Below are 25,296 nucleotides of genomic sequence, written 5' to 3'. Positions count from 1 at the left end.
ATCGCCGCCGTCAGCGACGTCTTGCCGTGGTCAACGTGACCGATCGTACCAATATTGCAGTGCGGCTTGTTACGTTCAAATTTTGCTTTGGCCATAGATCCACCTGTTAAGCCACGCCCGTGCGCAGCACCAAACCGGCGGCTGGTTACAAGGGAAAACGGCCCTGTTCAAGCCCGAACTTCTGGGCCAAGCTTGTCCAACCATGCCGGCGAGCCCCCTATGTAAGCCGGCAAATGACAAGATCAATCAAAGCACTATCGGGAGCCCCCATGAACGCCCAAACTGCCGCAAAACACGCCGTTTCCCTTGAGACCCCCGAGCTGCCGCAGGCCCGGCCGGAAACGCTGGGATTGTCATCAAACCGTCTTCAAATCATGTCGGACGCGTTCAAGCGCGAGATCGACAAGGGCACCACGCCGGGCGTCACCATGCTGGTCTCCCGCCGCGGCCAGATCGGCTATTACGAGGCCTTCGGCAAGCAGACCCCGGACGGCGGGACCGCGATGTCGCGCGATAGTCTGTTCCGCATCTTCTCGATGACCAAGCCGATCGTCTCGCTGGGCATCATGCAGCTGGTCGAGAACGGCCATATCCTGCTGAACGACCCGCTTGCGAAATACATCCCCGCATTCGCCGACACCATGGTCGGCGTCGAGCGCAACGGCGCGCTCGAACTGGCGCTGCCGCTGCGCCCGATCACGATCCAGGACCTGCTGCGGCACACGTCGGGCATCTCCTATGAGATCACCGGCAACGGCATGGTGCAGCGGATGTATCAGAAGTCGAACCTGCGCAATCGCGATATCACCAATGAGGAGCACGCCAAGATCGTCGCCGGCCTGCCGCTGATCTGCCAGCCCGGCAGTGAATGGAATTACAGCCGCTCCACCGACATTCTCGGCCGTGTCATCGAGGTCGTGTCCGGCAAGTCGCTGGGCAACTATCTCACCGAGAACATTCTGGCGCCGCTGCAGATGGCGGAGACCGGCTTCCACACCGCAAGCACGAACAAGGACCGTATCGCGCAGCCCTTCCCCACCGATCCGTGGACCGGCGAGAAAGTCGCGCTGTTCGATCCGCTCGAAATTCCGAAGATGGAATCTGGCGGCGGCGGTCTGGTGTCGAAGACCATGGACTATGCGCGCTTCTGCCAGATGCTGCTCAACGGCGGCACGCTGGACGGCGTCAGAGTGATCGGCAGCCGCACGCTGCATCTGATGGCGTCCAATCACCTCAGCCCCAACGTGAAGCTGGAGACACATCTCGTGCCGCCCGGCCACAGCTTCGGCCTCGGCTTCGCCGTGCGCACGGACGATGGTCACGCGCCCTATGCGGGATCGAAGGGTCAGTTCTTCTGGAGCGGAGTCGCCGGCACGTTCTTCTGGATCGATCCGCAGGAAGAACTGTTCGCGGTGTTCATGTCGCAGGGGCCGGGGCAGCGGGAGTATTTCAGGACACTGATCCGGAGTCTGGTTTACGCGGCGGTGGAGTGACGACGAAGTCGTCATTCCGGGGCGCGGCCGGCGCAAGCCGGACGCGAACCCGGAATCTCGAAATGGCCTGACACCGACGGAGACTCCCACGTCGAGGTTCCGGGTACGCGGCCGCCGCCTTCGGCGCCGTCCACGCCCCGGAACGACGAGTTTGAAATCAACTAATCGTCGCGCCGCCGTCGATCACCATGGTCTGCCCGGTCATGAAATTCCCGGCTGCGGATCCCAGGAAGACCGCGGCGCCCGCGATTTCATCGGGGATGCCGATGCGCAGCAGCGGCGAGCGTGCGGTGGAGGCCTTGAGGTTCTCCGGATTGTCCCACAGCGCTTTCGCAAAGTCGGTCTTGATGAGGCCGGGCGCGATGCAGTTCACACGGACATTGAACTTGCCGTATTCGCAGGCGAGATTGCGCGCGAGCTGCATGTCGGCGGCTTTCGAGATCGCATAGGCGCCGAGGATCGTCGAGCCTTTCAACCCGCCGATCGACGACACGATGATCACCGAGCCGTCCTTGCGTTCGATCATGTCGGGCACGACCATGCTGGTCAGCCAGTTGTTGGCGACGATGTTGTTGTCGAGAATCTTGCGGAACTGATCGTCGGAAATGCCGGCCAGCGGCCCGTAATACGGATTCGACGCAGCGTTACACACCAGCACATCGATCTTGCCGAACGCCTTCTTGCTCTCGTCGACGAGGTTCTGCAGGTTCTCCTTGCTGGAGATGTTCGCGGCGATCGCCACCGCAGTCCCCGCGCCGAACTGCGCGTTGATCTCCTTCGCCACCTCGTCGCAAACATCCTGCTTGCGCGACGAGATCACCACCTTGGCGCCGTGCTCCGCCATGCGCTCGGCAATGGCGCGGCCGATGCCGCGCGTCGAGCCGGTGATGACGGCGACTTTTCCGGTCATGTCGAACAGGTTCATGTGTGTTTCTCCCTGATGTTGTTGATGTTGTTTAAAACGCCGGCCTCTCGCTCCCTCTCCCCGCTTGCGGGGAGAGGGTGGGGTGAGGGGGAGCCTCCGCAAGCTCGGAGCGAATGGATAGTCCCCCTCACCCGGATCACTCGCTGCGCTCGCGATCCGACCTCTCCCCGCAAGCGGGGAGAGGTTAGCAACTACGCCAGCTTTGTGCTCGACGTCGCGACTTCCGGCCCCGCCGGCTGATGCATCGCCGCATGCGAGGGATCGGCGATCCATGGCTGCTGGTTGACCATCGGGATGCGCCAGCCGCTGTGGCCGTCGCTGGCGAGATGATCGAGCCGCGTGACCGAGCAGTTGTCGATGGTGAAAGCGAGACCGCGATCCGGCTGATCGTTGAGCGCAAGACCGATGGCCGCCTTGATCGTGCCGCCATGCGCCACTGCAATAATATCCTTGCCGGCGTGCTCGACATTAATGCGTTCGATGCCACGGCGGACACGGTTGTAGAGATCCATGAAGCTTTCGCCATTCGGCGATGGCTCATCGATGGGCGCGAACCAGTAGCTGCCGACATTGATGGGACGGCTGGCGAAGAACGCGGCGCGGTTCATGCCCTGCCAGTCGCCGAGATGCTGTTCGGCGAAATCCGCTTCATGCGGCATCGCGTCGGGTTTCGGAAATCCCGCGGCCCAGATCGCACTCGCCGTCTGATGCGTGCGCTTGAGATTGCTGGCAACCCAGACGGCATTGCGTGGCAGGATCTTGCCGACCGCATCGAACACCACGCGGTCGCTGCAGTCGCAGTCCATGTCCTTCTGGCCGTAGATGTTGCCGCCGTCACTCCGCACCGGGGCGTGTCGCACCCACCACCACCGCGTCGCCGTCACCCCTTGAGGGACTGTATGCTGCGCCACGAACGGTTTCTCGGCGTTGGACATCGTGACCACCCTTCAATACTGTTTCATCCGTCCTACGTCAGAGCGCGAAGCGCCTCAAGCATCTTCGCAGCTTGGCACGCATCATTGAATTCCATATGGCGGCACGCCGCACAAAAAACATACAGGGAGAGAGTTATGGGCCGCCTCGCAGGCAAATCCGTCATCATCACCGGCGCAGGCAGCGGCATCGGCCGCGCCGCAGCGCAATTGTTCTCGCTGGAAGGCGCCAAGCTCATCATCGTCGACCGCAGCGAGAGCGTGCATGAGACAGCCAAACTCGTGAGCGATGCCGGCGGCACCATTGAAGCGATCACGGCGGATGCCGGTTCCGAGAGCGATGTGAAAGCCTTCATCGACAAGGCCGTGTCCAAATACGGCAAGCTCGATGCGATCTGGGCCAACGCCGGCGTGTCGGGCGGCCTCGTGCCGCTGCTCGAACAGACCGTCGAGCAATGGCAGGAAATCCTGCGCATCAATCTGATCGGGCCGTTCCTCGCAATCAAGCATTCCATGCCGCATATGGTGAAACAGGGCCACGGCTCCATCGTTCTCACGGCCTCTGTCGCCGGCCTGAAGTCCGGCGCCTCCGGCCATCCTTATGCGTCCAGCAAGGCCGGCGTCATCAGCCTGGTGCAGACGACAGCCTATTCGCTCTCCGGCACCGGCGTGCGCATCAATGCGGTATGTCCCGGCCTGATCGAGACCGGCATGACCAAGCCAATCTTCGACAACGCCAAGGAACGCGGCACGCAGGGCAAGATCGGCCAGCTCAATCCGCTGAAGCGCGCCGGCCAGCCGCATGAACTCGCGGCGATGGGATTGTTCCTGGCAAGCGACGACGCGTCCTATGTGAATGGCCAGGCGATCCCGGTGGACGGCGGCCTCACAGCGTCAATGCCTTACGCGGGCAAGCCGATCTAAGACGGAACGCGGGATGGGTTTGGCTTCGCTCAACTCGTCCTGCGATCCAGAACAACTGCTGCATGGCCTCCTCGCGGTGCGGCCAATACGGCAAGCGCCGAGGCCACCTGAATGGCGACGCCGATGAAAATCGGTGTCGCGTAGCCGCCCGTAAGGTCGCGCAGAAGCCCCATGGTTGCCGGCCCACAGGCATTGATCACGCCGGCAATCCCGATGGACAGCCCGAGCACCACGCTGAACGCGTTCGACGGGAATTCGCGCTGAACGATTAGCGCCGGCAGCGTGATCAGATTGCCCATCGAAAAGCCGAACACCGCACAGGCAAGGAATAGCCCGGTCGTGCTGGTCGAGAATCCCAATACGCTCAGTGCCGCAGCCTGGCTGAAGATCGATACCGCGGCAGCGCGGCGTGGGTCGACGCGGTCGGCAACGAGACCAAGCGTAATGCGCCCGACCAGCGACATGGCCGTTGTGAGCGAGACCGCGCCGCCCGCCGACTGAAATCCGATTATCGGCGTCAGGATCGATATCTGATGCACGATGAACGCAACCTGCACCAGGATCGCGAACGCGAATGGTGCGGTCAAGCTCCAGAACCCGGGATCGCGCAGGAGGTCTGCACGTGACAATGGCGGAGCCGCATGCACAGCTTCGGCAATCCGCCGTTCCCCTGCGCGCGGGAATCGAACCATGATGGCCACGACCGGCACGAGCACGATCGCCAACACGGCGGCGGCGATATCCAGCGCGTGACGAAATCCGGTCGCTTCGACCAGCAGGACCAGACCGGGCATCAACAAGATGCCACTGAACGTCGCCCCGGTGAAGGTGAGACTGATCGCCAGGCCGCGCTTGCGGTCGAACCACGCACCGACGATCGCCGCAGCGGTGATCGTCCCGAGGCCGACCCAGGCCAGCGCGAGCACGACAAAGCCCGCATAGAGATGCAGCAGGGAGTCCGCCGATGCCAGCAATACAAGACCTGTCGCAAGCGCGGCGATACCCGCAAGGACCAGGCTGCGCGGCCCGATCCAGCGCAACAGATCGCTGACGAACATCGATAGCAGGGAGCCCAGTACGAGGCAGAGCGTACTTCCCGTTGCGATTAACCCGGTCGGCCAATCGTTGAGGCGGCGGAGTTCGGCGACATAGATGCCCTGCCCGTACAGGCCGAAACCGAAGATCGAGATCTGGACCAGAAACAGGGCGGCAACAATCCGCCAGCCCATATAGCGCAACGACGTCTCGTCAGCCGGATCGGTCTCGGCCATCGCATGCGTTTGCATTTCCCCACCGCCGCGCTCAATGCGTCCCCATAGAACGCTACCTATGATTGCGGCGCCATGCCATCGCTGCGTATCGGATGGCGGTCAAGAAATAACGCAGACAGTTACAATCCGTCAGGCGGAGCGTTCGATGAATTCGTCGCCAGCAAACGGTCGCGCACGCGCTCGCGGTGGAAGGTGTAGATGCCGGACAGCACGATGACGCCCGCGCCGAGCACCATCATGGCGTCGGGCACGTCACCGAAGACCAGATAGCCCAGCAGCATCGCGTAGAGCATCTGCGAATAACGCATCGGCGCGACCGACGAGACATCGCCGACGCGCAGCGCGAGGATGACGCACTGGAATCCGATCAGCGTCATCACCGCCGCCAGCGCCAGCAAAGCGAGCGAATGAAACGATAGCGCAGTCCAGTCCCCGTGCAGCAGGGTGAACACTGCCCCAGCCAGGGTCACCGCAACGGCGGTGAGAAAGGTCACGAACAGCGTGGGAATTTCGGCCGGGATGCGTTTGGTGACGAGATCGCGCGTGGCGTAGAACAACACCGATAGCAGCGCCACCAAAGTGAACTGGCTGAACCCCTCGGCGCCCGGCCGCACGATGATCAGCACGCCAATGAAGCCCGCGGCAATCGCCAACCATCGGCGCCACCCCACCGGCTCGCCCAGAATCAGCACGGCGCCGCAGGTCATCACCAGCGGCAGCGATTGAACGATGGCAGTCACATTGGCGAGCGGCAGCGCGCTCACCGCGACCAGGAACAGCGCCGAGCCGCCGATCTCCCCGGAGATACGCAGCGCCACCGACGGCACGAACAGCAGCCGCAGCGGCCGTAGCGCGCCCTGATGCACCGCCAGCGCACCGATCATCACGCTGGCAAACAGCCCGCGCAGCATCATCACCTGGCTGAAATGCATCTGCACGGTGAGAAATTTGGCGATCGCGTCGTTGACGCTGAAACTTGCCATGGAGACAGCCATCAGCAGGCTGCCGCGTAGATTGGGAGAGAGAGGCAAAACAATCCTGAGTGAGTTACGGTCGGAGCAGACAGGCTCCGAACAGAGCAAGACTCAGGCCAAATGATTGCGCCTCATGTGCACGAAGACGGACGTGCGAGCCAGATGGCTCACGCGTCCCTGCCATTCACTGCGCGCCGGACTGATGGCCGGGCGCCAAGCCTACAACCCATCCGGCGGCATGCTCGGCGCACTGGCCGCCGGCAACCGGTTGCGAACACGCTCGCGATGGAACGCATAAAGACCGGACAGCACGATCACCGACGCGCCGAGAACCATCGGGCCGTCCGGCACATCGCCGAACACGAGGTAGCCAAGCAACATGGCCCACAGCAGTTGCGAGTACCGGAACGGCGCAACAGCGGAGATATCGCCGGCGCGCAGCGCCAGGATCACGCACTGATATCCAATCAGCACCAGCACAGCGGCGAGCGCCAGCAGGCCGAGCGACCGGTTCGAGGGCGGCGTCCAGCCGCCCAGCGGAACGAGCAGGATGGCGCCAACGATCGTCACGACGATCGTCGTCAAAAACGTGACGAACAGTGAAGGGATTTCGGTCGGAATGCGTTTGGTCGCGAGATCGCGCACAGTACAGAACGCGACCGACAACAGCGCCAGCAGCGAAAACTGGTTGAAGCCCTCCACGCCGGGCCGGACCACAATGAGAACGCCGACGAAGCCCGCAGCGATCGCCAGCCAGCGCCGCCAGCCCACCTGCTCACCGAAGATGAGTGCCGCACCGAGCGTGATCGCGAGTGGCAGCGATTGAAAGATCGACGATACGTTCGCAAGGGGCAGATGTGCGAGCGACGCCAGAAAAGTCACGGTGCCGCCGATCTCGCCGAATACGCGCAGCGCCACAGACGGCACGAACAGGATGCGCAGCGGACGCAGGGCCTTCCGCTGGGTGGCGAGCGCGCCGATCAGCACGACGGCGAACAGACCGCGCACCAGCATCACCTGGCCGAAGTTCATGTGCAGCGTCAGGAATTTCGTGAGCGCGTCGTTGAGGCTGAAGCCGGCCATGGCTATGGCCATCAGCACGCTGCCGCGAAGACTGGGAGAGAGAGACAAGTGCGTTTCCAGGTCGATCGACGCAGCAGCACTTGCTGCGGCCGGCCCTCTTAGCGGGGCATCTCTGAAGCGATCATGAAAGAGGCGCGATCCCCAGTCGGTCGCGCCTCTTCAATCGTTTATTTCGCGCCCGCGAGCTGCGCGTATTTCCACGACGCCTGCGCCAGCGGCACGGTGCGCTTGGCAGACTCCATCGCCTTGGCTGACGACGCGGTGCCATCGCGAACACGACCGGCAATGCCCTGCAGAATGCCGGTGAGCCGGAACAGGTTGTAGCAATAGTACCAGTTGAGATCGGGCACGCTCTTGCGGCCGGCCTTGTCGCAATAGATCTTGGCGGCTTCATCCATGGTCGGGATGTTGAGCGCCTTGAAGTCGAGCCCGTCGAGGCCCGGCATGATCCACTGCATCAGGAGATAAGTGAAGTCGGCCATCGGATCGCCCAATGTCGACAACTCCCAATCCAGAACCGCCTGCACCTTCGGCTGCGTCGTATGGAACACCATGTTGTCGATGCGATAGTCGCCATGCACCACCGACACCCGCTCCTGCTCCGGCACGGAGGTCGGCAACCATTCGATCAGCCGTTCCATTTCCGGAATGAGCTGCGTCTCGGAGGCGCGGTACTGCTTGGTCCAGCGATCGACCTGACGGGAAAAGTAATTGCCGGGACGGCCGAAATCGCCGAGCCCGATTTTCTCGGGATCGTAGCTGTGCAGTTGCGCCAGCGTCTCGATCTTCGCCGTGAAGATCGCGCGGCGATCTTCCTTCGGCACCGTCGGCAGCGCCGGATCCCAGAAGATCCGGCCGTCTTCCATCGACATGATGTAGAACGCCGAACCGATGACATTGTCATCGGTGCAGAGTGCGTAGGCCTTGGCGACCGGGAAGCCTTGCTTGCCCAATGCCGCGATCACCTTGTATTCGCGATCGACGGCGTGCGCCGATGGCAGAAGCTTGCCGAACGGCTTGCGCCGCATCACGTAGGATTGCTTCGGCGTATTCAGCCGATAGGTCGGGTTGCTTTGTCCGCCCTTGAACTGCAGGACGGTCAGCGGCCCCTCATAGCCTTCCACATGCTCGCGCATCCAGGCTTCGAGGCTCATCTCGTCGAAGCGATGCCGCTCCTCCACTGGCCTCGTGCCGTTATACTCGTCGTCGCGCTTCACACCATCGGTCACGTCAGTCTCCGCTTAGCGTTTCTTAGTGCTTCGACTCATTGGCATACTTGCGCAGTTCGAGCCGCGCAATGGCACGGTTGTGCACCTCGTCCGGACCGTCGGCGAGACGCATGGTGCGCATCGACGCATAGTCACGGGCGAGACCCGCATCGTCGGACACGCCAGCGGCGCCATAAGCCTGGATCGCGTTGTCGATGATCTTCAGCGCCATGTTGGGGCCGGAGACCTTGATCATCGCGATTTCGAGCTGGGCGGTCTTGTTGCCGACCTTGTCCATCATGTCGGCGGCCTTGAGGCAGAGCAGACGGTTCATCTCGATATCGGTGCGGGCTTCAGCAATGCGCTGCTCCCAGATCGAATATTCGATGATCTTCTTGCCGAAGGCGGTGCGCGACGACAGCCGGCGCACCATCTTCTCCAGCGCCTCTTCGGCCTTGCCGATGGTGCGCATGCAATGATGGATGCGGCCCGGACCGAGACGGCCCTGCGCGATCTCGAAGCCGCGGCCTTCGCCGAGCAGGATGTTGCTGGCGGGAACGCGGACATTGTCCAGCTTCACCCGCGCATGGCCATGCGGTGCATCGTCGAAGCCGAACACCGGCAGCATCTTCTCGATCGTCACACCCTTGGCATCGCGCGGCACCAGGATCTGCGACTGCTGCTGATGCTTCGCCGCGCTCGGATCGGTCTTGCCCATCACGATCATCACGGCGCAGCGCGGATCGCCCATGCCCGAAGACCACCACTTGGTGCCGTTGATGACGTATTCGTCGCCGTCGCGCTTGATCGAGGTCTCGATATTGGTCGCGTCCGACGACGCGACATCCGGCTCGGTCATCAGGAAGGCGGAGCGGATCTCGCCGTTCATCAGCGGCTTCAGCCACTTCTGCTTATGCTCTTTCGAGCCATAGCGCATGAACACTTCCATATTGCCGGTGTCCGGCGCGGAGCAGTTGAACACTTCCGAGGCCCAGCCGATATGGCCCATCTGTTCGGCGAGCAGCGCATATTCCAGATTGCTCAGTCCCGCGCCGTGGAATTCGTCGTCTTCATGCGACGACGGCGGCATGAACATGTTCCACAGGCCTTCAGCCTTCGCCTTCTTCTTCAATTCCTCGACGATCGGGATCACCTTCCAGCGCTCGCCCGCTTCGTCCTGCTGACGATAGATCGGCACGGCGGGGCGGACATGCTTGGTCATGAAGGAGGACACGCGCTCGAGCCATTCGCGCTGGCGGTCCGACATATTGAAATCCATGGGGCGATCCTCGCGTTTTTTAGAATTGTTGGCGGCACTGTTGTCCCGTCGCTGGATCACCGCAAGAGCAAATTTGTCTCTGCTGATGCGGCACAGATCCGCGCGGGGGCGATGGCGTTGAGCAGATGCAATATGCCATCAGGCGCACATTGACATTTCCCGACGCTCAAACGATAGTTTCATACACGCGTTTGAAATGCAATGACCCCGATCCGCGCCGCTTGCATGGGGCCATGTTGCAAAAGGACCGTTTTGATCAGGACGATCGCATGGCAGCAGACCACACACGGACGGCGATCATCACCGCAGCCGAACGGCTCTATGCCGAACGCGGCTTTGCGGATGTGACCATGCGCGACATCGTGGCGGCGGCGGACGTCAATCTCGCGGCGGTGAATTATCATTTCGGCAGCAAGGACGAACTGATCGCCGAACTGTTCGTGACGCGCAGCCTCGCCACCAATCGCGAGCGCCTGCGCGAATTGAAGGCGGCGGAGGAAGCCGGCGACGGCCGCGCCGACATCCATGCGATCTTTGCCGCGCTGGTCGGCCCGACGCTGCGCGGCTGTCTCGGCCCCGAGAAGCAGCGCTCGGACGCCGCGCGCTTCATGATCCGCGCCTCGATCGAATCCGTGCCGCCGATCCGCAAGATCAAGAACCGCGAGGTCGATCACCTCAAGCGCTTCGCCGCGGCGATGCGCCGGTCCCTGCCCGATCAGGATCCCGCGGATATCTTCTGGGCGCTGCATTTCGCGCTGGCCATGGCGCACCAGACCATCCGCGACAGCGAACGCCTGACGCGCATGTCCGACGGGCTGTGCGACCTCAACGATGTGCAGGCGATCACCGACCGCGTGGTCGCGGTCGCGGTCATGGCGCTGACGGGCCGCGCGGCCAGGTCACCTGCGAAGGAACCAGCCAAGACCAAAGCGCGCGCCTGAACGGTAAACCCGGTTCCACTTGAGATTGCGCGTGACGCCCCCGCGATTCGCAGCGTATTCCGGGAGCGGATCGGGACCCCAGCATGAGCGCACAGGACGCCATCGACTTCGTGTCGGACAATATCGCGGAAGTGGGCACGCTGATGCGCTCGCTGTCCGGCCGCTATGAAGGCATCTTCGGCAATCTGCGCGCGGCCTATGGCGTCGCCTTCGAACAGGCGGACAGCATCGCCGACGCCGCCCGCGATGCGACCGCCATTGCGGATGCCGCCACCGCAGCCATTCGCGACAACATCCCGAACCAGCCCGGCAATGCCTGCACCAGCGGCTGCGCGGCCTGTTGTCATCTTTACGTCCAGGTGCCGCCCGGCACCGCAACGGTGATGGCCAAACATATCGCGGCGCATTTCACGCCGGACGAACAGGCGGCACTGCGCACCCGCCTCGAAGTCGCCGCGACCGCCGCACGCGATGCCGCCGACGTCATGAAACTCCGCATGCGCTGCGCGCTGCTCGGATCGGACAATCGCTGCACGGTCTATGAGGTCCGCCCGCTGACCTGCCGCGCCTTCACCTCGCGCTCGGTGGCGCGCTGCCACGACGTGGTGTTCGGCGACCTGCCCGAAGGCACCGGCGTCGAGCAGAACGCCGCGCATTTCCGCATTCACATGGAAGCGACCTTCGCGCTGGAGCAGTCAGCGCGCAATCGCGGCCTGCCCGATACGCAGAAGGGACTGGCGCAGGCGCTGCTGGACGAGATGGGAACCATCGCTGGGCCTGCACCGGAAGCTAAGCGCCATGCCGGTTCGTGATGGCGAATGCGCGACCCCGCTCACGACCAACAGCCGACATGATCGATGAGTATTTCCGTCCCTTCGTCGCGCGACTCTACATTCATATCCAGGGGCTGACGCCCTCCCCGCCACCGGCTATCGGCGCCGCGATTTGCGTGAGTGCTGGACTGGCGCAGGCGCAGCCGGCTGCGACACGAGTGAGCCCGATTGGTTTGTGACGTAGCCGCGCGATTCCTGCAGCCGGCGCTGATAGCCCGGCGAGTTCATGAAGCTGCTGCCACCGCCTCGGGCAGATGCCGCGTCAGCGAGCGCGAGTTCAGCAACGGCAGCCAGGATGAGCAGCGCAGCTTTCTTTGACATGATGGTCATATTTCGAACCTCTCCGACCTGAGCAAGCAGCGCAAGGCAAAATCGTTCCGATAATCACATGGCACATAGAACGAGGCTGCGAGAGCGCACCAGTGTTCCCGATCACCGCACCGTGATCCTCGCCCACGTAATCATCGCGATCCCCGAACGTAACTCTCGCGGCACCACGCCATAGCGTTACGTGAAAGGACGAAATATGAGAGCGTTTTCTGCTGTAATCACCGGGCTGGGCATTGCCCTGCTGAGTGCAGCCACCATTTCCGCCGCAAGCGCAGCCGAGACGGTTCGCGTGCGCGGCACGGTCGAGAGTGTCGACGGCGCGAAGCTGACGGTCAAAACCCGCGAGGGCAATTCGACCGCGATCAAGCTGAACGATAACTGGAAAGTCACCGGCGTGGCCAAGGCCTCGCTCAACGACATCAAGCCCGGCGACTTCGTCGGCATCGCCTCGCTGCCCAAATCGCGCGGCGGCGACGGCGCTCTCGAGGTCCTGATCTTCCCGGCGGGCATGAAGGGCACCGGCGAAGGCAGCTATCCCTGGGATCTGAAGCCGAACAGCACCATGACCAACGCCACCGTCACCAACGCCGTCAAGGACGTCGACGGCCGCAACATCACGGTGACCTTCCACGGCAAGGAAAAGACCATCTCGGTCGCGGATGACACGACGGTCGTGACCTTTGCGGCTGCCGCGCAAGGTGAGCTGAAGCCCGGCATGACGGTGTTCGTGCCGTCGCAGAAGGCGGATGACGGAACGCTGTCCACCGGCAACGTGGTCGCCGGCACCAACGGCGTCGTTCCGCCGATGTAGCCCGCGCGAAGCGCGCGTTGCGCCGGGGGATCAGTCGAGCGGTTTGTCGTCGTCGGTCGGAGGCTCTGCCTCCGGCGAGCAGATGTCGCCGCCGCCGAACTGATCCTCCGGAGCGGGGTGATCTCCGGGAATCGTGAGCGGGTCCGGCTTTTCGCCCGGACCTTCCGGGGCCCGCTCCGCCGGCTTGCGAACATTCATGCTGGTGCCTCCCCTTGTGAGCCAACGCGGCCCCATGCAATCCGTTGCATGGGAGGCGACGTCTGCGTTCTGAATGGGAGCGTCCTGGATCCGCGCCGCGATCAGTTGCCGGATGCGCAGAAGGGACTGGCGCAGGCACTGCTGACGAGATGACGGGTTGATACGGGCCCTGCTCGATACCGGACGCAACGACTGGCCGGAGAGCTATTTACCGCGCATTAAGCATAAACTGCCATCTTCGCATCGAAGCTGCCGACATAGGTGCCTCAGATGATTTCGGAAGCACAAATTTTACGTTTGATTGCCCTGCCACTGGCAGGTTGCGCCTTCCTGATCGCCGTTTATCTCACGACCGGAATCGGCTTGAGATAAAGCGACGCGGAAGCCGAGCAGCGGCTCATCCGGAAGCGGAAGAATGCCCTATCCCGCAACGCCCCGCCTGCGTTGCCTCCCTTGCGCGGCACCGCCAAGGTGGAAGCTTGAAAGCTCCACGTCCGAACGAAAACGCCCTAGATGCGCGCCGCGATCAGTTGCCGGATGAACTCCGGCGCCTTCGCGCTGGGCAGCCACCGCGTCACCGCGATCATCTCCGCGTCGCGATCGATCCAGATCATGTTGCCGCCGGCACCAAGCGCATAGACCGCCGTGTCCGGCGCATTCTTGTTGGCATGCGGCCCGCGGTTCAGCCACCACAGGAAGCCGTAATTCGGCTGCTGTGACGACTGCGTCCACATCGCGTCGACCCAGGCCTGCGACAGCAGCCGCTTTCCATTCCAGTCGCCGCCGCGCGCCATGAGCAGGCCGAAGCGCGCATGGTCCTCCGCGCCGATGAACATGCCGCCGCCCCAATGGCCGCCGCCCGGCACCGACTGCATCCGCTGGCCATCGATCTCGACGAAGGAATTGTCATAGCCGACCCACTCCCAGTCCTTCGACGCGCCGATCGGATCCATGATGCGCGCACGCAGCACCTCCGGCAGCGGCCGCTTGAACAGTTTCAGCAGGCAGAGCGACAGCAGGTTCACGCGCACATCGTTATATTCGTAGAAGCTGCCCGGCGTTTGCCACTCGCGCAGCTCGCCCTTGCGGCTGTTGTCGGCATTCGGCGCGACCAGACGGTTGTGATCGATCTGATCGGGCTTGCCGAACAGCTCGCCGCGCCATTCGCTGGTCTGCTCTAAGAGATGCCGCCAGGTAACCTTGGCGTTATGCGCATCCGCAAACAGTGGCCCGGGCACGCGCGTGGCTACCTGCTCGTCGATATCCCCGATCAGCCCGTCATCGACCGCGAGACCCGTCAGCACGGCGAGATAGCTCTTGGCGATGGAGAAGGTCATATCCGCCCGCGCGGTCTCGCCCCACGCCGCCAGCACGCGACCATTCTGCAGCACCATACCCGCCGACCCGCCGCGCGCACGCACCGGCCCCAGCACCGCGCTCCATGGCCCGGTCTCGTTCCAGTCCACATTCGGCGCATAGCGGCCGTCATCGTAATAGAAGCCGCGCGGCCACGGCGTTTCATTGGCCTGCGCGAAGGCGACGGCGGCGGCGAGTCTGTCGGGGGCGTAGCCGGCGGCGTGGGGGGCGATGCGGTCCCAGGCGCTGTGGGCGGGGAAATAGCGTGGTTCAGTCATGGGGATATCGGGCTCGCTTGGGATCGTACCGCGCGGTTATTGACCGGATAGGAGGCGGCGGCAAGCTATTGAGACGCGAGTCTTGCTAGAAGAGAGGTGCCTGCACCCGGTCTTCGCCGTCCTCGGCATCTTCCACTCGCTGCGCGAAGTTCAGCACCAGCCTTTTCCTGAAGCGGGATCTTATCCCCGTCGTGGTCGAGGGATTTGAGGAAGAAGATCATGAATGGAGTATGAGGTCACGACAAAATGGGCGGAGGCTAGCTCATCCGTTTTTAGATAGTATCGTAGCGCTTTCGTTGATTACATTGGGCTCGTGACACAGAAGCTGAACCCATTCTACAGATTTGCTGCCGAGGGTGCTGCCGTCGGCCGCCTGTTGCTGGGGTATTCCAATCTGGAAATAGGCCTGATGAATTGTGTTCAGATGGCATGCGGCGCAAACTTGAATGCAATTTTGAAATCAATGTATTCAACACGCGGAGAGACAAAGCGGATAGATCGAGCAGAAACACTTGGAAGATCGCATTTTGCGCATCACCACCTCACACCGAATTTTCAACATGCGATAGCCATAATCCGGAGATGCCTGCAAATCCGCAATCAGTATGCTCATTGGGCCTTGTGGGATGATAACAGCGGCAAGCTGGCGTTTGCGAATCTTGAAAGTCTTGCCAAACTAAAGCGGCCGGTGAACGATCTCCGCAAGCTCCGCACATTCCATGTCAATGCTACGCTTCTAGCTGAACAAGAAGCCTACTATATTTATTGCGACCGTTACACTGTATGGCTGAATTTCGAGATACGAACTCGTACTGGAAGTATGACAAGAAATGTAATGCAAAAGCCAAGGCGCATTAAGCGGCCGAGGCTAAAGCTGAAATAGTTTTCTGAGGCAGAGCTTTAGGCAGCTACGAACTGGCCCGACTGATTCAGCGGAAGCGGCTTGCGAAGGTTCGTTGATAAGAGTCTTTATTGTAGCTCACATCTGTTTTGAGCGCGCTGCGTCGGCGCGACATTCATTGGTGTTGAACAGTCTGAGGCAGGACATGACTACAATTCAGTGGCTAATTGCGGCCGGGACAAGCGCCTTCGTGGCTCTGATCGGTTACTACCAATACCGAACTGCAAAGCTGAAGTTTGCACTTGATCTATTCGACCGCCGACATGCGATCTACCTCTCAACCCGTGAGGCAGTAAGAAAAATATCGTCCGCAGGAAAGCTGAATCAGAAGGAGGAGTTCGAGTTCGGCGAAACTGTTGAGGCCTCATATTTCTTCTTTGGTGACGATGTCGTCACCTACCTCAAGAGCTTTCAGCAGAACGTTATCGATGTAGGTGTATTTTCCGCCGAGATGGCCGACATGACCGATCAAAACGAGAAAATGGCAGCCATCAAAAATGTCAGGGCAGCGAAAGAGCGCATCCTTAAATTTTACGGTGAAGGACAGCCACTTTTCGCCAGGTACATGCGATTTGACGAGCATCTGCCTCCAATGTTCCAAGATCGCTTTAAAGGAATTCTCGCCGAGACTAAGCAGAAGGCTTGAATCGACTTAGGCTACTTTGAAAGATTTTTCGATATGATCAACGGCTCTAGAAACCGTACCGATTGAGGCGCCGACCGTGCCCGTGTACGATGAGAAATCACCGATGAATGCTTGCGCATTAGGCATGTGTCGAAGCGCGAATTCTTGGATCAAGTATTTGGCGGCTGTGGCGTGCGCCTGCGGGTTTGGGAGATAACTGATGCCGCCCTCTAAATTCGTCAATCGCGCCACCCTGTCATCAAACTGATAATGACCTTGAAACGCGTCCTCCAAAGCACGGTACGTCGTGCTCATGTCGTAGCCTGGGATTACACCAGAGATAACTCTCATGGCTCCCTCGATGATGGTGTGCCGTTTTGCTCCGTCGAACCGAGTACAAAACGTTTGAATGGCGACATGCGTCCATAGCCTGAAATGAAGCTTTTGGGTCTCGATCGGAATCCCCCTACTCAGGAGGAAATTGGACCATCCTTTCGACCCGTCCCAATTCTCGAACCTCATGCCCAAAGCGCGACTACAATCCAACGACATAGCCTCGCTGGCCAGTTGAACTATTCCCTGACCGAACTCCATCGCTGAAATCGGCTTTTTCCCAAACCCGAACATCGCGCGCCCCCCTCAAAAAATTCGTCTGCACCGGCTATTCATCGATCAATACAGAAAGCTACCCGCACAGGTAGCCGCGATACAAGAGAACACGCTTCGGCCAATCGTTATTCATCTCGACGTGCACGCGAATCCGCTTAGGTACTTGAGGGAGTGGACTGCGAACATTCGTCGCGGGGCTGCGTATTCAGCCTGAAAATCTAGCGTCTTAAAGCGTCATCTCGAAAAAGGAGGTAGGATCAAATACTTAGGGGCAATTGCGGCCCGACCAGCGCTCGAAATCGCATTTCACATCGGCACTTTGCGTCGACTTACGGACACAAAACATGGCGTAAGCGTTTGATCTACCTGATGTTTAGGGATGGAGCGGGTAGAGGGAATCGAACCCTCGTATTCAGCTTGGAAGGCTGCTGCTCTACCATTGAGCTATACCCGCGCGCCGCGTCAGGTAACACGTTGCGCGGCGGGTCTCAACCTCATGTGAGGTCGCATCCCCTGCCCGCTGCGACCGGCGGATTGCGGTTGGATTTCAAGGGGATGACGTGTGGACATGCGATGTACGGCTGAAGGCCGACCGTAGATGCCGGGCCGCCTCGCTCGTCATTCCGGGGCGCATGGAAGCGGCGAAGCCGCTGAAATGCGAACCCGGAATCTCAGAGTGTTTTGCGCTGTCTGGAGATTCCTATGCTGAGATTCCGGGTTCGCGCGCGAAGGCGCGCCCGCGCCCCGGAATGACGAGTGTTGGGGGAGCGATACGGCGCTTAACATTTTTTCCTATCTTCCGTTGACAATATCCCTACACTGATTATATTCCCCCTCGTCCGGCCCCGATGAGAGGGGCGAGCGCGATCGTCACGTTCGCGGGGCTGGATGCGGTGGACGCCGGAGATGCGGCGTCACGCGGTTCATGGGTAACGTCTGTCTTCGGGCAGGACGGGTCTGCGCCAGCACTGCCACTGGCAAGGAGACGGCCGACCTTGAGATGGAAAGATCCCTGGACGGTGTGACGGACGACCAAATCGAAACGCGTCCGGCTTAAGTGCTTGAGGCTACCCTGTCCCTCCGCCCTGGGACACTAATTTTGGTGATGGGGCCGTTCGCCAAGGCAGATGTGCAGGCAACCGAAAAAACACCGCAGGCGGAACGCCGGGCACTTCGCCCAGCGCGTCCGAAAGTCCTGATGCACTCTATAGATTGCGGAAGACCGCATCGCATCAGGCCCAAGGGTGCAACGGGCACCCGGCGTTCCGCACGCCCTCTCGATTGAGGGTGGGAAGGAATGCGCAAAACTCGGACGCCATTGGCGCCGCGAGAATGCGAGCGCGTGGCTCTTTGAAATTTTGGAGATGCGATGGCGCGACGGCGCCAGAAATATCCCTCCCCCCGCGCGAAGCGAAGCTTCGCTAGGCGGGGAGGGTCGGCCGAGCGAAGCGGAGGCCGGGGTGGGGGTTGCCCCACGTGAGGGCGCCGCTTGTGGCACCCCCACCCGACCGGCCAAGCGGCCGGCCACCCTCCCCGCAAGGGGGAGGAAAAGAAGGACCTTACCAGGTCGCGAGCACCGAGCCCTTGAACTTCTCGTCGATGAACGCCTTCACTTCCGGCGACTGATAGCTTTCCACCAGCGTCTTCACCCAGGGCTTGTCCTTGTCCACCGCGCGCACGGCGATGATGTTGGCGTATGGGCCCTTCGGATCCTCGCGCAGGATCGCGTCCTTCACCGGATCGAGGCCGGCCTGGGTGGCGTAATTGGTGTTGATCCCTGCGACGTCGACGTCAGGCAGCGTGCGCGGCAGCTGCGCGGCATCGACTTCGGTGATCTTCAGCTTCTTCGGATTCTCGGTGATGTCGAGCAAGGTCGGCTTGAAGCCGACGCCATCCTTCAGCTTGATGATGCCCTTGTCGCGCAGCAGGATCAGCACGCGGCCGCCATTGGTCGGATCGTTCGGGATCGCCAGCGTGGCGCCTGACTTGACCTCGTCCCAGGTCTTCACCTTCTTCGAATAGATGCCCATCGGGAAGTTGATAGTGTTGCCCACAGCGACGATCTTGTATTTGCGATCTGCCACCTGGTTGTCGAGATAGGGCTGATGCTGGAACGAATTGGCCTGCAGGTCGCCGGCTTCCAGCGCCGCATTCGGCACCACGTAATCGGAGAATTCGATGATCTGGATGTCGAGGCCCTTCTTGGCGGCGACGGCCTTGGCAGCTTCCAGCACCTGCGCATGCGGACCCGGGGTCACGCCGACCTTGATGGTCTCGGCTGACGCGGCGCCGGTGAGCGCGGCGAAAGCGAGGATGGAGAGAAAGTAACGACGGAGAGACATTGTGTTTTCCATTGTGAGTAAACGAGTATGAGCGGGCCCGCTGATGCGGGTGACCACTCAGGAATGTCGCGTGCGCTTGTCGAGGCGGCGCGAGATGAAGTCGCCAAGGCTCTGCACGCCCTGCACGAGGCAGATCAGCACGGCGACGACCGTCGCCATGACTTCCGGCATGAAGCGCTGATAGCCGTAGCGGATACCGAGATCGCCGAGCCCGCCGCCGCCGACGGCGCCGACCATGGCGGAATAACCGATCAGGCTGACGGTCGCCAGCGTGAGCGCCAGCGTCACCGCCGGCATCGCTTCCGGCAACAGCACCTTCCAGACGATCTGCAGCGGGCTGGCACCAAAGGCGCGCGCGGCTTCGACGAGGCCCTGATCGACCTCGCGGATCGCGCCTTCGATGACGCGCGCAATGAACGGCGTCGCCGCGATGGTCAGCGGCACCACGGCGGCGCTGGTGCCGATGGAGGTGCCGGCGATCAGCCGCGTCAGCGGCACGATGGCCACGACGAGAATGATGAAGGGCGTCGAGCGCGTGGCATTCACCACAAGACCGACGATGCGATTGACGTTCGGCGCCGGGAACAGCTCACCGGCCCGGCTGGTCGCCAGGAAGATGCCGAGCGGCAATCCGGCCAGCGTGCCGAAAATGCCCGCCAGCGCCACCATGGTGAGCGTGTCCAGCGTCGACCACAGGATCATGTTGATCAGTTCAGGCGACATAGCCGAGATGCTCCACGGTGTTGCGGGTCGCGGTGAGATCGGCGATCAGCTTGGCCTGCAATTCCGGCTCGGCCGCGACGGAGGCGATCAGCGTGCCGAACGGATGATCGGCAACATATTCGATCTGGCCATGCATGATGTTGAAGTCCACGCCATAGGCACGCGTTAGCCTGGAGAGTACGGGCTCATCGGCATCGGCGCCGGTGAAGGCGATGCGGATCACCGCCTGACGGCCCGGTGCGTAATCGGCCAGCAGCTTGCTTTGCAGCCATTCCGGCACATTGCCGCCGGTGACTTCGCCGACAAAGCGCTTGGTCGTGGCGTGGGTCGGCTTCGAGAAGATCTCGTAGGTCGTGCCCTGCTCGATGATCTGGCCGCCTTCCATCACGGCGACGCGCTGCGCGAGCTTCTTCACCACGGACATTTCATGGGTGATGAAGAGAATGGTGAGATTGAGATCGGCATTGATCTGTTTGAGCAGCGCGATGATCTGCGCGGTGGTCTCCGGATCGAGCGCGGAAGTCGCCTCGTCCGACAGCAGCACTTTCGGCTTGGTGGCGAGCGCGCGTGCGATGCCGACGCGCTGCTTCTGGCCGCCGGAGAGTTCGGCCGGATAACGGTCGCGCTTGTCGGCGAGACCAACCATGTCGAGCAGCGGCTCGACGATGCCCTTGATCTGGTTGCGCGGCGTGCCGGCGATCTCCAGCGGCAGCGCGATATTGTCGAAGGCGGTGCGCGACGACAGCAGGTTGAAATGCTGGAAGATCATGCCGATGGAGCGGCGCGCCTGACGCAGCGCCTTCTCATCCAGCGATCCGATGTCGAGGCCGTCGACGGTGACCTTGCCGTGGGTCGGCTGCTCAAGCCCGTTGATCAGGCGAATGAGGGTCGACTTGCCGGCGCCGCTCTTGCCGATCACGCCGACAATGGCGCCTTCGGGCACCACGAGATCGATATTGTCGACCGCCTTCACCTCGGCGGAATCATTCCGCGACGGGAAGATCTTGCTGACGCCATCGAAGGAGATGATGGCACGCCCTTGTTGGCCAGGATCTTGCGGATCGAGAACTGGCACGGGCGCTCCGGTCGGCTTGGACAGGGGAGCGTTCATTGAATGACGTTTCTGCGCAGTTGTGAAGCACGGGGCCGGCCTGCGTATCGCGGGCGCCGTGGCTGCAACCTACTGATTTCGGGCAACATTTCAACCGCACTGCACAAATGAGGAAAATCCAGCGGTTTCAATGGCCTGCGGGAGCAAAAGAGTGCCGGGAGACGGCTGGTGACAGCGCTAATCGTCTCCCGGCGAGTTTTCGGGAGATCAGGAGCCCGGAGTCCAGGTCCAGACGATGTCTTTCACGTTGATCGCCTTTGGGATCAGGCCGAGCTTGTGGAAGCGATCCGCTGTCTCCTGCTGGGTGGCAATGATCCGGTCATTGATCGGCACCACCGTGTAGTTCGAGCGTTCGACGGCCCGCGTGGTGGCGGCCTTGTCGACACCGGTCGCCTCCTGCAGCCGCGTCGCCACCTCGGCGCGATTGGCTTCGGCCCACTTTCCTTCATCGGCAAAGGTCTTGTTGAACCGCGCAACGATGTCCGGATGCCTGGTGGTGAAATCCTTGTTGGCGAGGAAGAACGAAATCGAATCCTGCACGTCCTTGGAGAAGGCAATCACCCGCGCCTGTTTGCCCTCGGCGAGCGCCAGATACGGATCCCAGATCGACCACGCGTCGATATTACCACCGGCGAATGCTGCCACCGCGTCGGCGGGGCCGAGATAGACCGGCGTGATATCCGCATAGGTCAGTCCGGCCTTCTCCAGCGCGGCGATGATGGTGTTATGCGCGCTCGATCCCTTGCCGAAGCCGACCTTCTTGCCCTTGAGATCGGCGAGCGTCTTGATCGGCGAATTCTCGGGAACCACGATGCCCTGATTGTAGCCGCGCGACGGAATGGCGGCGATATAGACGAGATTGGCACGCGCAGCCTGCGCGAAGATCGGCGGCGCGTCGCCGGCATAGCCGAAGTCGACATTGCCGGTATTGATCGCTTCGAGGATCGGCGGCCCGAACTGGAACTCGACCCAGCGCACGCTGATGCCCTTTTCCTTGAATACTTTTTCGAGCGTCGCGCGCTGCTTCACCGCCGGGAAGATGCCGGCCTTCTGAAAGCCGATGCGGATTTCCTTCAGCTCCTGCGCAGTCACCGGCGATGCGGTGAGCCCGGCGGACAGCAACAGTGCTGCGGAGAGACCTGCGACCACGGATCGTCGGGAATAGGACATGCGCTGTTGCTCCATTTGCGCCCGGGGGATGCAAGGGCGTGATGGTCAAACGCTACGCGCGATTGCGAAGATTGTGCTTTCAAAGGTCGCGGGCAGTCTGCAAGTTTTGCAATCCTGACGTCGGCTCCCGGAGCAGCTTCATCTCCGCCGCGGGGAAATAACCTGCTCTTGCGGAGCCACCCGGAAGGCATGCAGAGAACGTTTCCGCTGCACAACACGGCCATCGCAGCATGCCTGCATCGCCGCGCCCGGAACTACAGTTGGCCATTTCATTGACGGAAACGAGCCGCTCTCGCACCTTTGCTGCTCACGAAACATCATCAGCAAAGCAGTGCCAACATGCTTCCGATCCACATCGCCCGCTTCATCGAACGCTTCGTGTTCCGGCGCACCCGGGCGCTGCAACTGGCCGCTGTAGCCTCCATGCTGTCGGTCTCATTCGCCTGCGCGCAGACACCGGACACGGTGCGCATCGGCTATCAGAAGTCGTCGACGCTGATCGCCGTGCTGAAGACCAATGGCGAATTGGAGAAGGCGCTCGCGCCGCTCGGCGTAAAGATCAGCTGGCACGAATTCACCAGCGGCCTGCCGCTGCTCGAGGCCATCAACACCAATAATGTCGACTTCGGCGCCGATGTCGCCGACACCGTGCCGCTGTTCGCGCAGGCGGCCGGCGCCAAGCTCGCTTACATCGCCGAGGAAGCCGCCTCGCCTGCCGCGCAGGCTATCGTGGTTCCTGCGGAGTCGCCGCTCAAGACGGTCGCCGATCTCAAGGGCAAGAAGGTCGCGGTGACCAAGGGTGCCGGCAGCCACTTCCTGCTGCTCGCTGCGCTGAGCAAGGCCGGCCTCACCTTCAAGGACATCCAGCCGGCCTATCTACCGCCGGCCGATGGCCGCATCGCCTTTGTCGGCGGCAATGTCGATGCCTGGGTGGCGTGGGACCCGTTCCTCACCAGCGCGCAGCGTCAGTCCAATGCGCGCGTGCTTGCGGACGGCAGCAACGGACTTGCCAGCTACAAGCGCTACTATCTCTCGTCGGCCGCCTATGCCGACAAGCGCGGCGACGTCCTGAACGTCATTTTCAAGAAGCTCGATGAGACCGGCAAATGGGCCAAGGCCGAGCCGAAGGAAGCCGCCAAGCTCCTCTCAAGCCTGTGGGGCATCGACGCCGCCACTGTCGAGGAAGCCAACAGCCACCGCTCCTACAAGGTCGGCGCCGTCACCAAAGCCGGCCTGTCCGAACAGCAGATCATCGCCGACGCCTTCTTCAACGAAAAGCTGATCCCCGTGAAGGTCGACGCCAGCGACGTGAAGATCTGGGCGCCGAAATAATCCCATTCTGACATTCCCTGAAAGACAACGACAATGAAGACCGCCCTCTCCGTCATCGCCGCCGCGATGCTCGCACTCGTCTCCTTTGGTGATCATGCCGACGCGCAGTCCGCCACCAAGCCTGAACTGAAGGTCGGATTCGTGCCCGGCCCCTATATCGACGGCTTCAAGAAGGGCGTCGAGCCCGAGCTGAAAAAGAAGGGCTACACCGTCAAATACTATGAGTTCTCGACGGGCCTGGAAGCCAACACCGCAGTGTTCAAGAACGACATCGACGCCAATGTGATGCAGCACACGGTGTTCCTCGACAGCTATAACCAGCGCCAAAAGACCGACCTGACCGGCATTATCACGGTGCCGACGCCGCCGATGGGCCTCTATTCGACCAAGCACAAGACGTCCGATGCCGTGAAGGCCGGCGCCACCGTGGTGGTGCCCAATGATCCCGTGAATCTGCAGCGCGCGCTGTGGATCCTGCGCGATCTCGGCTGGATCGAGATCAAGGACAATAACCCCGTCGATGTCACCGAGCTCGACGTGATCAAGAATCCAAAGGGCATCAAGATCGTGCCGCTGGAAAACGCGCAGGCGCCGCGCGCCCTCGGCGATGCCGACTTCGCCGCCGTGCAGGGCAATTTCGCGATCTATAGCGGGCTGAAGCTGACCGAGGCCTTCGCGCTGGAAAAGATGACCAAGCCCTACACCAATGTCGTGGCCGTCCGCCGGGGCAATGCCGAGGCGCCGTGGGCGAAGGACATCGTTGCGGCCTATCAATCGGACACGTTCAAGGCCGCGATCCGCAACGACAAGTTCTACGCCGGCTTCACCCTGCCCGAATACTTCAACTGAGCGCAACCTACGCGCGCAGGCTGCCCTAGCGCGACGATCATACCGAGCCGCGGATTTGACTCCCAGCGCGGCTCGGTTACGCTTTCCGGAGGCGTTATGAGACGCCTTCGGAAACGAGGACATGAGAGATCGGATCGTCGGGGTATTGCTGGCTTTGTGCGCGATCGCCACACCGGCGACCGCCCAGACGCTGTCAAACTTCGAGATCGCCGCCCGCTCGCGCGGCACCCCCGACATTCCCGGCCTCAACATGGTCTGGCTAAGGCCATGGACCGATCTCCGCCACGCCCGTGAATGGCGCAACATCGTCGTGCATCAGTCGGAAGGCGCGGTCGGCTCCGCCTGGCGTAACGCGGTCGCGCAGATGCAGAAACCCGATCGTCGCGGCGTCGCCATCTGGATCGAGACCGACGGCACGGTTTACTGGTCGACGCCCGAATGGGCGGTGCCGAACCATCTCAACCGCGGCAACCGCAACGACAACAAGTATATCGACAACAGCGGGACCTATCAGCAGATCGACAATGACTCATCGATCGGGGTCGAGTTCGTCGGCAACTACCCCAATGTCCGCAAGCCGCCGACTGACGCGCAGATCGCAGCGTGGCGCGTGTTGGTCCGCGTGCTGCAGGCCCGCTACGACATCCCGAATGAGCGTGTCTTCGCCCATAACTGGATCGACTATAAGGATCGCCGCTATTGCGAAGGCTGCGAACTCGCCAGGATCGCCCGGACCCAGGGAATCGAGACTGCGCAGCAGATAGCCCCTGCGCATCAAGCCGAAAGCAGCAAATAGGC

At 61.7% G+C, this 25,296-nt stretch carries 26 protein-coding genes and 1 tRNA gene; 10 read left to right on the top strand and 17 right to left on the bottom strand.

What is annotated here, in order from left to right:
- Positions 1–95: GTP-binding protein (locus BLW80_RS30660; protein WP_139281446.1), on the bottom strand; the 95-nt coding region annotated here is incomplete at its 3' end.
- A gap of 174 nt (positions 96–269) precedes the next feature.
- Here BLW80_RS30660 and BLW80_RS29585 point away from each other — a divergent pair.
- Positions 270–1,493, top strand: coding sequence for a serine hydrolase domain-containing protein (locus BLW80_RS29585; RefSeq protein WP_093762166.1), 1,224 nt, complete (start codon positions 270–272; stop codon positions 1,491–1,493).
- A 157-nt stretch (positions 1,494–1,650) separates the two neighbouring features.
- On the opposite strand, the gene BLW80_RS29580 is transcribed toward BLW80_RS29585, so the two are convergent.
- Complete coding sequence (locus BLW80_RS29580) at positions 1,651–2,418, bottom strand: SDR family NAD(P)-dependent oxidoreductase (protein WP_093762164.1); 768 nt, start codon at positions 2,416–2,418, stop codon at positions 1,651–1,653.
- 191 nt (positions 2,419–2,609) lie between these two features.
- Positions 2,610–3,353: a histidine phosphatase family protein gene (locus BLW80_RS29575; RefSeq protein WP_093762162.1), complete on the bottom strand. Its 744-nt coding sequence runs from the start codon at positions 3,351–3,353 to the stop codon at positions 2,610–2,612.
- A gap of 135 nt (positions 3,354–3,488) precedes the next feature.
- On the opposite strand from BLW80_RS29575, the gene BLW80_RS29570 reads away from it, so the two are divergent.
- Positions 3,489–4,274 (top strand): SDR family NAD(P)-dependent oxidoreductase, encoded by a 786-nt coding sequence (locus BLW80_RS29570; RefSeq protein ID WP_093762160.1) that lies wholly within the window; start codon positions 3,489–3,491, stop codon positions 4,272–4,274.
- 29 nt (positions 4,275–4,303) lie between these two features.
- Here BLW80_RS29570 and BLW80_RS29565 read toward each other — a convergent pair whose 3' ends face one another.
- From BLW80_RS29565 to BLW80_RS29545, 5 genes are all read right to left on the bottom strand, one after another.
- The gene (locus tag BLW80_RS29565) at positions 4,304–5,545 is read right to left on the bottom strand and encodes an MFS transporter (protein WP_170849848.1); all 1,242 of its coding nucleotides are present in this window, start codon (positions 5,543–5,545) and stop codon (positions 4,304–4,306) included.
- 119 nt (positions 5,546–5,664) lie between these two features.
- Complete coding sequence (locus BLW80_RS29560) at positions 5,665–6,576, bottom strand: DMT family transporter (protein WP_093762156.1); 912 nt, start codon at positions 6,574–6,576, stop codon at positions 5,665–5,667.
- A gap of 162 nt (positions 6,577–6,738) precedes the next feature.
- A complete protein-coding gene (locus tag BLW80_RS29555) occupies positions 6,739–7,650 on the bottom strand; it encodes a DMT family transporter (RefSeq protein ID WP_068731549.1) in 912 nt (303 codons plus the stop codon).
- 119 nt (positions 7,651–7,769) lie between these two features.
- Positions 7,770–8,831, bottom strand: coding sequence for a phosphotransferase family protein (locus tag BLW80_RS29550; RefSeq protein ID WP_068731551.1), 1,062 nt, complete (start codon positions 8,829–8,831; stop codon positions 7,770–7,772).
- Between the two features lie 22 nt (positions 8,832–8,853).
- Positions 8,854–10,089, bottom strand: coding sequence for an acyl-CoA dehydrogenase family protein (locus BLW80_RS29545; protein ID WP_068731553.1), 1,236 nt, complete (start codon positions 10,087–10,089; stop codon positions 8,854–8,856).
- Between the two features lie 269 nt (positions 10,090–10,358).
- On the opposite strand from BLW80_RS29545, the gene BLW80_RS29540 reads away from it, so the two are divergent.
- Both BLW80_RS29540 and BLW80_RS29535 read left to right on the top strand, forming a co-directional pair.
- The gene (locus BLW80_RS29540) at positions 10,359–11,030 is read left to right on the top strand and encodes a TetR/AcrR family transcriptional regulator (protein ID WP_093762196.1); all 672 of its coding nucleotides are present in this window, start codon (positions 10,359–10,361) and stop codon (positions 11,028–11,030) included.
- Between the two features lie 83 nt (positions 11,031–11,113).
- The gene (locus BLW80_RS29535; RefSeq protein WP_093762154.1) at positions 11,114–11,842 is read left to right on the top strand and encodes a YkgJ family cysteine cluster protein; all 729 of its coding nucleotides are present in this window, start codon (positions 11,114–11,116) and stop codon (positions 11,840–11,842) included.
- Between the two features lie 117 nt (positions 11,843–11,959).
- Here the strand turns inward: BLW80_RS29535 and BLW80_RS29530 are convergent, their stop codons facing one another.
- On the bottom strand, positions 11,960–12,193 hold the full coding sequence (locus tag BLW80_RS29530) for a hypothetical protein (protein WP_093762152.1): 234 nt from the start codon (positions 12,191–12,193) through the stop codon (positions 11,960–11,962).
- Positions 12,194–12,389: 196 nt separating this feature from the next.
- Between BLW80_RS29530 and BLW80_RS29525 the strand changes: the two genes are divergently transcribed.
- Positions 12,390–13,004, top strand: coding sequence for a hypothetical protein (locus tag BLW80_RS29525; protein ID WP_093762150.1), 615 nt, complete (start codon positions 12,390–12,392; stop codon positions 13,002–13,004).
- Between the two features lie 30 nt (positions 13,005–13,034).
- Here BLW80_RS29525 and BLW80_RS30565 read toward each other — a convergent pair whose 3' ends face one another.
- Positions 13,035–13,202: a hypothetical protein gene (locus tag BLW80_RS30565; RefSeq protein WP_170849847.1), complete on the bottom strand. Its 168-nt coding sequence runs from the start codon at positions 13,200–13,202 to the stop codon at positions 13,035–13,037.
- A 509-nt stretch (positions 13,203–13,711) separates the two neighbouring features.
- A complete protein-coding gene (locus BLW80_RS29520; RefSeq protein WP_093762148.1) occupies positions 13,712–14,836 on the bottom strand; it encodes a serine hydrolase domain-containing protein in 1,125 nt (374 codons plus the stop codon).
- A 313-nt stretch (positions 14,837–15,149) separates the two neighbouring features.
- Between BLW80_RS29520 and BLW80_RS30130 the strand changes: the two genes are divergently transcribed.
- On the top strand, positions 15,150–15,719 hold the full coding sequence (locus tag BLW80_RS30130) for a hypothetical protein (RefSeq protein WP_139285973.1): 570 nt from the start codon (positions 15,150–15,152) through the stop codon (positions 15,717–15,719).
- 163 nt (positions 15,720–15,882) lie between these two features.
- Positions 15,883–16,383, top strand: coding sequence for a hypothetical protein (locus BLW80_RS29515; protein ID WP_139285972.1), 501 nt, complete (start codon positions 15,883–15,885; stop codon positions 16,381–16,383).
- A gap of 6 nt (positions 16,384–16,389) precedes the next feature.
- Here BLW80_RS29515 and BLW80_RS29510 read toward each other — a convergent pair whose 3' ends face one another.
- The 6 genes from BLW80_RS29510 to BLW80_RS29485 all read right to left on the bottom strand — a co-directional run bounded on the left by BLW80_RS29510 (position 16,390) and on the right by BLW80_RS29485 (position 22,317).
- Positions 16,390–16,989 (bottom strand): hypothetical protein, encoded by a 600-nt coding sequence (locus tag BLW80_RS29510; RefSeq protein ID WP_093762144.1) that lies wholly within the window; start codon positions 16,987–16,989, stop codon positions 16,390–16,392.
- 362 nt (positions 16,990–17,351) lie between these two features.
- A tRNA-Gly gene (locus BLW80_RS29505) sits at positions 17,352–17,425 on the bottom strand.
- Positions 17,426–18,530: 1,105 nt separating this feature from the next.
- Positions 18,531–19,325: a MetQ/NlpA family ABC transporter substrate-binding protein gene (locus BLW80_RS29500; protein WP_502688647.1), complete on the bottom strand. Its 795-nt coding sequence runs from the start codon at positions 19,323–19,325 to the stop codon at positions 18,531–18,533.
- A 45-nt stretch (positions 19,326–19,370) separates the two neighbouring features.
- A complete protein-coding gene (locus BLW80_RS29495) occupies positions 19,371–20,036 on the bottom strand; it encodes a methionine ABC transporter permease (RefSeq protein WP_092151697.1) in 666 nt (221 codons plus the stop codon).
- Positions 20,026–21,147, bottom strand: coding sequence for a methionine ABC transporter ATP-binding protein (locus BLW80_RS29490; RefSeq protein WP_093762142.1), 1,122 nt, complete (start codon positions 21,145–21,147; stop codon positions 20,026–20,028). Before BLW80_RS29490 ends, BLW80_RS29495 begins: the two co-directional genes overlap by 11 nt.
- 207 nt (positions 21,148–21,354) lie before the next feature.
- Positions 21,355–22,317 (bottom strand): aliphatic sulfonate ABC transporter substrate-binding protein, encoded by a 963-nt coding sequence (locus BLW80_RS29485; RefSeq protein ID WP_093762192.1) that lies wholly within the window; start codon positions 22,315–22,317, stop codon positions 21,355–21,357.
- 423 nt (positions 22,318–22,740) lie between these two features.
- Between BLW80_RS29485 and BLW80_RS29480 the strand changes: the two genes are divergently transcribed.
- From BLW80_RS29480 to BLW80_RS29470, 3 genes are all read left to right on the top strand, one after another.
- Positions 22,741–23,649: an aliphatic sulfonate ABC transporter substrate-binding protein gene (locus tag BLW80_RS29480; protein ID WP_089265635.1), complete on the top strand. Its 909-nt coding sequence runs from the start codon at positions 22,741–22,743 to the stop codon at positions 23,647–23,649.
- A 33-nt stretch (positions 23,650–23,682) separates the two neighbouring features.
- Positions 23,683–24,498 (top strand): MetQ/NlpA family ABC transporter substrate-binding protein, encoded by an 816-nt coding sequence (locus BLW80_RS29475; RefSeq protein WP_093762140.1) that lies wholly within the window; start codon positions 23,683–23,685, stop codon positions 24,496–24,498.
- Positions 24,499–24,619: 121 nt separating this feature from the next.
- The gene (locus BLW80_RS29470; protein WP_093762138.1) at positions 24,620–25,294 is read left to right on the top strand and encodes a peptidoglycan recognition protein family protein; all 675 of its coding nucleotides are present in this window, start codon (positions 24,620–24,622) and stop codon (positions 25,292–25,294) included.
- Positions 25,295–25,296 lie beyond the last annotated feature (2 nt).

Origin of the sequence: Tardiphaga sp. OK245 (assembly GCF_900108575.1) — a bacterium.
GTDB classification, from domain to species: Bacteria; Pseudomonadota; Alphaproteobacteria; order Rhizobiales; family Xanthobacteraceae; genus Tardiphaga; species Tardiphaga robiniae.
The sequence above is the reverse complement of the archived record's forward strand: the minus strand, read 5'-3'. Positions and strand labels throughout refer to the sequence as shown.

What these genes read in the sequence shown, in the direction of transcription:
- BLW80_RS29585 (WP_093762166.1), top strand. Translation starts at nt 270, where the DNA reads ATGAACGCCCAAACTGCCGCAAAACACGCCGTTTCCCTTGAGACCCCC.
- BLW80_RS29580 (WP_093762164.1), bottom strand. Translation starts at nt 2,418, where the DNA reads ATGAACCTGTTCGACATGACCGGAAAAGTCGCCGTCATCACCGGCTCG.
- BLW80_RS29575 (WP_093762162.1), bottom strand. Translation starts at nt 3,353, where the DNA reads ATGTCCAACGCCGAGAAACCGTTCGTGGCGCAGCATACAGTCCCTCAA.
- BLW80_RS29570 (WP_093762160.1), top strand. Translation starts at nt 3,489, where the DNA reads ATGGGCCGCCTCGCAGGCAAATCCGTCATCATCACCGGCGCAGGCAGC.
- BLW80_RS29565 (WP_170849848.1), bottom strand. Translation starts at nt 5,545, where the DNA reads ATGGCCGAGACCGATCCGGCTGACGAGACGTCGTTGCGCTATATGGGC.
- BLW80_RS29545 (WP_068731553.1), bottom strand. Translation starts at nt 10,089, where the DNA reads ATGGATTTCAATATGTCGGACCGCCAGCGCGAATGGCTCGAGCGCGTG.
- BLW80_RS29540 (WP_093762196.1), top strand. Translation starts at nt 10,359, where the DNA reads ATGGCAGCAGACCACACACGGACGGCGATCATCACCGCAGCCGAACGG.
- BLW80_RS29535 (WP_093762154.1), top strand. Translation starts at nt 11,114, where the DNA reads ATGAGCGCACAGGACGCCATCGACTTCGTGTCGGACAATATCGCGGAA.
- BLW80_RS29530 (WP_093762152.1), bottom strand. Translation starts at nt 12,193, where the DNA reads ATGACCATCATGTCAAAGAAAGCTGCGCTGCTCATCCTGGCTGCCGTT.
- BLW80_RS29525 (WP_093762150.1), top strand. Translation starts at nt 12,390, where the DNA reads ATGAGAGCGTTTTCTGCTGTAATCACCGGGCTGGGCATTGCCCTGCTG.
- BLW80_RS30565 (WP_170849847.1), bottom strand. Translation starts at nt 13,202, where the DNA reads ATGAATGTTCGCAAGCCGGCGGAGCGGGCCCCGGAAGGTCCGGGCGAA.
- BLW80_RS29520 (WP_093762148.1), bottom strand. Translation starts at nt 14,836, where the DNA reads ATGACTGAACCACGCTATTTCCCCGCCCACAGCGCCTGGGACCGCATC.
- BLW80_RS29515 (WP_139285972.1), top strand. Translation starts at nt 15,883, where the DNA reads ATGACTACAATTCAGTGGCTAATTGCGGCCGGGACAAGCGCCTTCGTG.
- BLW80_RS29510 (WP_093762144.1), bottom strand. Translation starts at nt 16,989, where the DNA reads ATGTTCGGGTTTGGGAAAAAGCCGATTTCAGCGATGGAGTTCGGTCAG.
- BLW80_RS29500 (WP_502688647.1), bottom strand. Translation starts at nt 19,325, where the DNA reads ATGGAAAACACAATGTCTCTCCGTCGTTACTTTCTCTCCATCCTCGCT.
- BLW80_RS29495 (WP_092151697.1), bottom strand. Translation starts at nt 20,036, where the DNA reads ATGTCGCCTGAACTGATCAACATGATCCTGTGGTCGACGCTGGACACG.
- BLW80_RS29490 (WP_093762142.1), bottom strand. Translation starts at nt 21,147, where the DNA reads ATGAACGCTCCCCTGTCCAAGCCGACCGGAGCGCCCGTGCCAGTTCTC.
- BLW80_RS29485 (WP_093762192.1), bottom strand. Translation starts at nt 22,317, where the DNA reads ATGTCCTATTCCCGACGATCCGTGGTCGCAGGTCTCTCCGCAGCACTG.
- BLW80_RS29480 (WP_089265635.1), top strand. Translation starts at nt 22,741, where the DNA reads ATGCTGTCGGTCTCATTCGCCTGCGCGCAGACACCGGACACGGTGCGC.
- BLW80_RS29475 (WP_093762140.1), top strand. Translation starts at nt 23,683, where the DNA reads ATGAAGACCGCCCTCTCCGTCATCGCCGCCGCGATGCTCGCACTCGTC.
- BLW80_RS29470 (WP_093762138.1), top strand. Translation starts at nt 24,620, where the DNA reads ATGAGAGATCGGATCGTCGGGGTATTGCTGGCTTTGTGCGCGATCGCC.